This window comes from Allobosea sp., assembly GCF_030694325.1.
Taxonomy (GTDB): domain Bacteria; phylum Pseudomonadota; class Alphaproteobacteria; order Rhizobiales; family Beijerinckiaceae; genus Allobosea.
The window spans coordinates 1-8,306 of sequence record NZ_JAUXYO010000270.1; the positions used below are offsets into that span (position 1 = coordinate 1).

The 8,306-nt window shown below is 68.8% G+C and carries 7 protein-coding genes and 1 pseudogene; 4 read left to right on the forward strand and 4 right to left on the reverse strand.

Going from position 1 to position 8,306, the window contains the following annotated elements:
* The coding region (locus Q8M82_RS17570; protein ID WP_305692613.1) for an acyltransferase family protein at positions 1–998 on the forward strand (998 nt) is incomplete at its 5' end.
* 80 nt (positions 999–1,078) lie between these two features.
* Positions 1,079–1,867, forward strand: coding sequence for a WecB/TagA/CpsF family glycosyltransferase (locus Q8M82_RS17575; protein WP_371126399.1), 789 nt, complete (start codon positions 1,079–1,081; stop codon positions 1,865–1,867).
* 42 nt (positions 1,868–1,909) lie between these two features.
* On the opposite strand, the gene Q8M82_RS17580 is transcribed toward Q8M82_RS17575, so the two are convergent.
* Positions 1,910–2,980, reverse strand: coding sequence for a glycosyltransferase (locus Q8M82_RS17580; RefSeq protein WP_305692614.1), 1,071 nt, complete (start codon positions 2,978–2,980; stop codon positions 1,910–1,912).
* Between the two features lie 126 nt (positions 2,981–3,106).
* On the opposite strand from Q8M82_RS17580, the gene Q8M82_RS17585 reads away from it, so the two are divergent.
* Complete coding sequence (locus Q8M82_RS17585; protein WP_305692615.1) at positions 3,107–3,970, forward strand: DUF6492 family protein; 864 nt, start codon at positions 3,107–3,109, stop codon at positions 3,968–3,970.
* Between the two features lie 10 nt (positions 3,971–3,980).
* Here the strand turns inward: Q8M82_RS17585 and Q8M82_RS17590 are convergent, their stop codons facing one another.
* Together Q8M82_RS17590 and Q8M82_RS17595 are read right to left on the reverse strand one after the other, a co-directional pair.
* On the reverse strand, positions 3,981–4,895 hold the full coding sequence (locus Q8M82_RS17590; RefSeq protein WP_305692616.1) for a glycosyltransferase family 2 protein: 915 nt from the start codon (positions 4,893–4,895) through the stop codon (positions 3,981–3,983).
* Positions 4,896–4,929: 34 nt separating this feature from the next.
* Entirely contained in the window at positions 4,930–6,285 is a 1,356-nt protein-coding gene (locus Q8M82_RS17595) for an O-antigen ligase family protein (RefSeq protein ID WP_305692617.1), read from the reverse strand.
* Positions 6,286–6,617: 332 nt separating this feature from the next.
* Between Q8M82_RS17595 and Q8M82_RS17600 the strand changes: the two genes are divergently transcribed.
* Positions 6,618–7,688 carry an endo-1,4-beta-xylanase gene (locus Q8M82_RS17600; protein ID WP_305692618.1) on the forward strand — a complete coding sequence of 357 codons (1,071 nt, stop codon included), beginning with the start codon at positions 6,618–6,620 and terminating at the stop codon, positions 7,686–7,688.
* A 39-nt stretch (positions 7,689–7,727) separates the two neighbouring features.
* Here the strand turns inward: Q8M82_RS17600 and Q8M82_RS17605 are convergent.
* Positions 7,728–8,306, reverse strand: a pseudogene (locus Q8M82_RS17605) (hypothetical protein); the annotation flags it as partial.

An 8,306-nucleotide genomic window follows, 5' to 3' on the forward strand; every position in this document is an offset into this window, starting at 1 on the left:
CGCTGGTGGTCTATACTCACCTCGATACGCAGATTGCGCGGGTGTCCCCCGGAGCCCGGTTGCCCTGGGCCGAGATCGGCAACTGGGGCGTCGACATCTTTTTCGTGATCAGCGGCTTCATCATGTATGTCGCGGCGATCGATCTCGATGCCAGGCCGCTGAATTTCCTGGTCAGGCGGGCGGTGCGGATCGTGCCGCTCTACTGGGCGATCACGGCCGCCATCGTCATGGTCGCCACCGTCGCGCCGGCGCTGCTGTCCAGCACGAGCCTCGATGCGAACCATGTGCTCGCGTCGCTGCTGTTCCTGCCCTGGCCGAATCCGGCCTATCCCGGCCTTTGGCCGGTGCTGATCCCCGGCTGGACGCTCAACTACGAGATGTATTTCTACGTGGCCGTGGCGATCGGTCTGTTGGCGCCGCGGCGGTTTCGCGTTCTGCTGACCTCGGCGATCGTCATCGGAGTTCTCGTCGCCGTCCAGGTCGCGCGGCCGACGACGGCGATCGCCTTCTACGGCAACGACATCGTCATCGAGTTTCTGTTCGGGCTTCTGGCCGGCCATGTGTTCACGCATCGCAGGCCGCTGGGCGCGGCGGTGGGCCTGATCATGATCGCCCTGTCGATCGGTTCGGTGCTGTGGATGGCCGGCTCCGCCCTGCCCCGCTCGTTGGCGTCCGGCCTTCCCGCGCTTCTGCTCGTGCTGGGCAGCCTTCAGTTCGAGGCCCGCGCCCGGCAGTCGGTCTTCCGGCCCGGCCTCCATCTCGGCGACATGTCCTATTCGCTCTATCTGACCCATGTGATCGCGCTGCCCATGGCCACCGCCCTCTTCGTGCGGCTGGGGGCGCGAACCGGCGTCGATCTGTCCTGGGCCTATCCTGTCGTCGCCGCGCTCTTCAGCCTGCTCGTGGCCGCGATCGTCTATCGTGTGGTCGAGAAACCGCTGACCCGTCATTTCCGCCAAGCGACGGGCGAGCTGCGGGCGCGCGAGGCCGGTGCCTGACGTTAGCGATAACCGAGGGTGGCGATGGCAACCGCTGCCCCCCTATGCGATCAAGCCGCGGTCGGAGGTCGCGAGTCGGGATGGACAGTATCGAAGCGGACATCGAACCCCTTACAGGCGGGCCTGTGACGATCATCGGCGGGCTGCCGATCACGACGCTCGACCGCAAGGCTTCGGCGGAAGGCCTGATCGAGATCGCGCTGCGCTCCCGCGGACAGGGGCGGAGGCCGTTCTACTCGACCTCGGCGAATGGCCAGGTGATCGCGCTGGCACGGCACGATCCGGCGTTCCGGGCGCTTCTCCTCGAGGCCGACCAGATCCATCCCGACGGCATGCCGATGGTTCGGCTGTCGTCGCTCGTGGCGCGCATGCCCCTGCGCGAGCGCGTCGCGACGACGGATCTGATCCATGACGTCGCCATGCTGGCGGAGGCCCGCGGCGTCAGCTTCTACTTCCTGGGCGGCACCGCCGAGGTCAACGCCTCCGCCGTCGAGCGGATCCGGCAGGCCTATCCCAGGCTCGTCTTCGCCGGCGCTCGCTCGGGCTACTTCGCCCCGGACGAGGAGATCGCGATCGTCGACGAGATCGCCCGTCTGCGGCCGGACATTCTGTGGATCGGCTTCGGCGTGCCGCTCGAGCAGCGTTTCGTCGCGCGCCATATCGACCGCCTGCGCGGGGTGGGCGTCATCAAGACCTCGGGCGGCCTGTTCGACTTCCTGTCGGGGCGCAATTCGCGGGCGCCGCGCTGGATGCAGGCCGCGGGGCTGGAATGGGCCTACCGCACGATGCTGGAGCCGCGCCGCCTGCTCGGCCGCTATCTCCGGACAAACCTCGTGGCGCTCTGGCAGATCCTGCGGCATTCGAAGTGACGCCCGCCGGCCATCGCGCCGCTCACCGGGCTCTCGACGGCATCAGGCGCCTCGGCGACGGGCGATGACGTCTCCGACGGCCTGCCACAGCCTGTCGAGTTCCGAGGTCAGGTCTATGGACGACGGAACGTCCGTGGTCGCGCTGAGCACGGCCTCCGCGAGCGCGCCGGCATCGGCGTCGGTTGCGACGAGGCGAACGAGGCCCCTCTCGATCAGCGCGAGATAGAGGCCGTGGTGCTGCAGCGCATCGGCAGCGGCCGGCGCGTTGACGACGACGGGTTTGCCGAACAGGGCGGCGGCGAGCACGCTGGCGCGGCGCGAGGTCAGGCCCTCGGCGAAGACGTAGCAGAAGACGTCGACCCGCTCGAAGAGCGCAAACAGCTCGGCCTCGTCGCCGACATAGCCGGTCACCAGAACGCGCTCGCCCAGACCGGCGGCCTGAACGCCCCGCCAGAACTCCGCTTCGACATCGTCGCTGCCCTTGATGAAGGAGCCGATGAAGACGGTGAAGACGTCATGGCCGCGCGCGATCAGCCGCTCGGCGACCTGCAGCACCGCCTTGGACTGCTTCTTCGGGTAGATCGAGCCGAACTGCCCGAGGATGATGCGCCGCTTGGCGCGCTCCTCGTCGAGCCGCCGGCTCGCGGCCGAGTCGCGCCGCTGCGGCGGCGCCCTGAGGTTGGGCGGTATCGGAATGACGTCGCGGTCGCCCGTCGCGACGCGCGACAGCGGGCTGTGACCGAATTCGGTGGCGATCTCCGGCGCCGAGAAGACGATCCGGCTCGCCAGCGCCATCACCGGCGCCAGCACGAGCCTGCGCTTCCAGTCGAGCGCCGCCCATTCATGCAGGACGACCAGCACCTCCCTGCGGCGCAGCCGGGCGGCGAGGGCCGTGAGCGCCGGCCAGACGAGCATCCTCTTCCAGGCGACGACCGGGAAATTCAGGACGATGCCGTCCACTGCGCGCAGCCGAGCGAGGAACCGGCCGAAGCCCTCGCCGAGGACCCAGGTCTGCGCGCTTCCGGGCAGGCGCTGAGCCAATTGCCGCGCGAACTCCTCGACCCCGCAGGTCTCCGTCGCCGCCGAGCGGAGGATGAGATAACGCTTCGACATGCTCGGAAGGGCCGTCCGGTCCGGGAAGGGTGCAACGTCAAATTAGGATTGTCGCGTTAACGGATCGCCCTGTGACGGCGTCGTGGCGCGCGCGGGGGCGAGGATTTCGCCGGCAAGGGACGGCAAATGATCGGTGAGCTTTCCGTCGTGACGCCCAGCTATCACGGCGATCTCGAGCGGTGCAGGCTGCTCTGCGACTCGATGGACCGTTTCTGCACGGGCCATGCCCGGCATTTCATCGTGGTGGACGACGCGGACCAGGCGCTATTTGCATCCTTCGTCGGGCCGAAGCGCGAGGTGATCGCGACCTCGGCGCTGCTGCCGCGCTTCTGGACGGCCGGGCACTGGCGGGGGCGGCGCTATCTCTGGTGCCCCGGCATCGGACTGCCGATCTATGGCTGGCATCTCCAACAGCTGCGCAAATTCGCGCTGACGCTGTCGCAGCCGGCCGAGCGGGTCATCTGCATCGACTCCGACATCTGTTTCTGCCGCCCGGCGGACCTGTCAGGCCTCGCCACCGCCGCCCGCGTCCCGCTCTTCACCCGCCGGCGCGCGATCACTCCCGAGCTGCCTCACCATGTCCGGTGGCGGGACAACGCGCACAAGGCGCTGGGTCTGATCACGCCGCCGCTTCCGGGGGACGACTATATCGGGCCGATGATCACCTGGGACCGCGCGACGGTGCGCGCCATGGCGGACCGGATCGAGGCGGTGAACGGCCGGCCCTGGTGGCAAGTCCTGGCCCGTCAGCGCCACTTCTCGGAGTATCTGACCTATGGCGCCGCGGTCTCGAACGACCCGGCGCTCGAAGACCGGCACGAGCGCGTCGAAACCTCGCCCTGCCTGACCTACTGGTCCGGCCCCGCGCTGGACGAAAGCGGCGTCCGGGACTTGATCGGGCAGTTGCGGCCCGACCAGTTCGCCCTGACCATCCAGTCCCATACCCAGACATCCGTGGCGACGATCCGCGCGGCGCTCCTGCCCGGTTGAGCGGGGTCTGCTAGGTCGACGAGCGGTAGGGCTTCGGCAGCAGGCCGAGGCTGGCGACGACCCGGCCGACCGGCATCAGCAGCGGATGGCTCGCCAGCAGCGGTGAGCCGGTGCGCAGGAGCACACTGACGCCGCGCAGCAGGCCGAGCCCGAGGCTGGCGGCATTCTTCGCCAGCGCGATCGGCAGCGGCTGGTGCAGCCGGTCGATCATGTAGTTGATGCTGCCGGTGCGCAGCGAGCGCTTCACCAGGAACGAAGCAGTCGTCCGCCCGCTCGCGACGAACTCGTGCGCCACCGCTTCCGCACACCACCAAGTCTCGAAGCCGGCGAGCCGGCAGCGGGTGAAGAACTCCATGTCGCCGCCGCCGAGGAAGTTGAAGCGGATGTCGAAGGGCGGCGCCGGCAACCGCTCGAAGACGCGCCGCCGGATCAGGCAGTTCCCCGAGCCGTGAAGCTGGTCGATCCGGCGCGTTTCGCCGTCGATCGAGACGAAGAGCGGGTGCCGCATCACGGCGGCATCCGGCTCGACTTCGAACCGCCGGATGACGGGACCACCCACGACATCGGCCCCGCGCTCGCGGGCGAGGCCGACCATCGCCTGCAGCCAGCCCGGCAGCGCGATCTCGTCGTCGTCGATCATCAACAGGTAGGACGCTTCGGGATAGCTCGCGAGCGCGACCTCGAAGGCCCGGTTGATCGCATGGCAATTGCCCTGTCGGTGCTCGACGACGACCGTATGGGGCAGCGCGGTCGCGCCGAGGATCTCGCTCGCCAGAGCCGCCCCGACCGGGTCGGCGCCGTCATTGTCGACGACCACGACCGCATAGCCGACATCGCACTGCTGGGCCGCAACCGAGGCCAGCGTGCGCCGCAGCCAGTCCGGCCGACGGAAGGTCGGGATGCAGATGACGGCTTCGACGGGCATGGGGCGCTGCTGACGATCGATCATGAGAACACGCTCAGGCCGCCCTGCCATCCGGATCGGGACGCGAACCGGCAGTGGGCCGGGTCCGTGCATAGGCCGACGGCTTCAAATTTCCGTAAGCGAGCATGCGCAGCCCGAAGACGGAGATCAGCATGGTGAACCAGACCGGACCGCGATTGTCGAAAAAGGGGCTCTCGAGGCAGGACAGGAACAGCATGAAGAGCCAGCAGCGCATGAACAGCCGCGCGAGATCGGGATGCTGCGCCCGCTTGAACGCCAGTCCGACATGGTGACAGGGCAGGATGACGAGCCAGAGGATCATCATGACCAGCAGGGGAAAACCCCCGCTGATGACCTGGTCGAGATAGCCGTTATGGGCATTGGCCGCCGTCACCGCCCAGCTGGTGTCGGCCTCCTCGCCATAGACGAGCGAATCCATCTGCCAGAAGCTCTGGAAGCCGTGCCCGAGCAGCGGCCGCTCCGCGATCGCGCCCAGCGCCAGCCGCCAGACCGAGGCCCTGTCCGTGAAGGTCGGGTCGATCCCCCAGGACAGCAGCAGGTCCTGCGTCTCGCGCGAGACCGCGGCCGACAGCAGCAGGTAGTTCATCGCCGCGAGGCAGGCGAGCAGGAACACGACCCGCAGCGGCCCGATCCGCTCGAACAGCCAGGCCACGGCGAGGATCGCCGGCAGCATGGCGGCGGAGGTCTTGCCTCCCGCATTCAGCAGGAACACCCCGGCGCAGCCGACGATCAGTGCTCCCTGCCAGAACGCCCGGGTCCGCATGAAGAACAGGCCGAAGAAGACCGCAAACACCATCGCGGCGGCGGCGACGTTCTTATGGCCGAAATGCCCACGCCAGGCGCCCGCGAGCTGATGTTCGAGCGCGTCGGAGCCCTGGTGGATGGCGCGCTGGGGCACGGCGAAGACCCCGAGGAATGACAGCAGAACCGCCGTGAGCACGCAGACGCCGAGCAGCCTGCCGAACTGGTCGCTGTCGCGGGGCAGCAGCAGGACGCTGCTGGCGCACAGGCACACCAGCATCGCATAGACGATCCGCCGAAACGCGGTCGCGGGGACGTCGGAAAACAGAGCGGTGAACAAGAGCCAGCAGAAGATCACCGCGAGCGGGCCGAAGGAGCGAAGCACCAGCCCACGGGCCGGGTGGTTCGCCAGCGCCAGCAAAACCAGCCCCGCCAGCCCCACGACCATGATCTGGTTCATCACGTTCGACGACGTGCCGTAGGCCGTCAGCAGGCCCGAGGCATTGGGATTGGGAAAGGGGGCGAGCCCGATCCAGAAGAAGCAGAAAACGACGACGAGCAGCAGCGACGAGACGCCGCCACCCTCTGTGCCGGCCCCGGTCCGCGACGCGACGCGCGTCTCCGTCATCCGCGGAAGCCTTCCGCCGTCACACCTGCCGCCGTCAGCCCTGCCGCCGCGCGCCGGGAGCGGGACGCGCGAGACCGATCGGCGCAAGGCGCGACACGATCCGCTCGCTCGTTGACAGCCTGTCTGCGGCCCATCGATCCCTGCCGGCGCTTTCGTCTGGCGCCGCTGTCAGGGTGGAACCGCAACGGACGCAACCGGGCTCATCAGACGCCGATGACGTTAAGTATGCCATAACGCGAGGCTGGACCCTGCCGCTTTCGCGCCGGTTTCTGTGGTATTCCGGCGGCCGGGTTGCGACGGGCCATGCCGGTTCACTCGTTGAGGAGACCACGATGCGCAGGAGGCAATTCGTCCTGGGAGGTCTGAGCGCCGGGCTGGGCGCCGGTGCGCTGCCGGCCCTGGCACGCAGCCCTGCCAAGACCGCGCCCCGTGCGGCGATCCCCTTCGGCGCGGCGATGCGCGTCGACCTGCTGCGCGACGACCCCGATTATCGCCGCGCCGTGCTCGAGCATTGCCAGGTGCTCGTCGGCGAGGGCGGCCTGAAATGGTTCGATCTGCGCCCCGCGGCGGACCGGTTCGTGTTCGACCATCCCGATCGCCTGCTCGCCTTCGCCGATGCCCATGGCATGCAGATGCGCGGCCACACGCTCGCCTGGTATGCCGGCATGCCGAAATGGACCGAGGCGATCACCACGAAACAGGCGGCGGAGCGCGCGCTCTACGAGCACATCGACACCGTCGTGGGGCGCTACAAGGGGCGCATCCCGAGCTGGGACGTCGTCAACGAGGCGATCAGCGACAATCCCGCCATCGACAAGCCGATGCGATCCTCGCTCTGGCAGGATCTGCTGGGGACGCAGCATATCGACATGGCGTTCCGCCGGACGGCGGCCGTCGACCCCAAGGTCCAGCTCGTGCTGAACGATTTCGGCTTCGAGAACCCGACTGGGCAGTGCCGGGCGAAGCGGACGGCGTTCCTGCGGCTGGTCAAGGAGTTGAAGGACCAGGGTACGCCGCTGCACGCCATCGGCCTGCAGGGCCACCTGCCCGGCGAGAAGGAGATCGACCGCGAAGGCCTCTCGCGCTTCGTCGAAGAACTGCACGGCATGGGGCTGGCGATCCTGGTGACGGAGCTCGACGTCATCGACGACAAACTGCCGCCCGAGCCCGCCATCCGCGACGAGATCGTGGCGTCGCGCGCCCAGGCCTTCCTGCAGGCGATCGGCGATGTCGTCCGCCCCGAGGCGGTGCTGACATGGGGCATCAGCGACAAGTTCACCTGGGTGCCGATCTGGTTCAGCCGCAAGGATGGCCGGCCCAACCGGCCCCTGCCCCTCGACGCCAACTATCAGCCGAAGCCGCTGATGCGGGTGATCAAGGCCTTCACCAGCGCCAAGGCCTGACGAAAGGCGGCCGCGTGCTGCGGCGCCCGGATCCGCGCTCTATTTCGGCCTCGGATAGAAGTCCCAGCAGGGCGTCAGCGCGACGACCGGGCGGTCGGCCAGCGCAGCGGCGTAGTGCCGGGCGATCGCGACGCGCGCCGGCGTCACCGGGCATTTGGGCGCGAGGATCGCATCCGTCTGCGCGAGCGCGGCCAGGACCTCGGGCGTCGGCGCCGGCAGGTTGCGGCCCGGCGTGATTCCGATCGGAACGAGGCGCGGGGCGCTACGGTCGAGCAGCGCATTGAAGGGATCGACGAAATCGAGCGTGAAGATGCCGTTCAGCCGGCGCCCTTCGCGCGCTTCCCAGTCGCGCAGGGCCAGAAGCCCCTGCCGGACCTCGAGCAGCCAGGTCGCCTGGCTGTCGATCTCGGCGAGGTAGATCGCCGAAGGCTCGAAACCCGCCTCGGCCAGGGCCCGATAGGTGCCCGCATGCGCCGGATAGAGCTCAAGCATGAAGCCGGCGCGCTCCGCCAGCCCGCGCTTCACGCTGACGCGGCCGAGCGGCCCGAGTTCCGGCGCCGGCAGCGCCACGACATCCCCCCGCGCCCCCGCGAGCGCACGCGCGCCGCGCTCGATGCC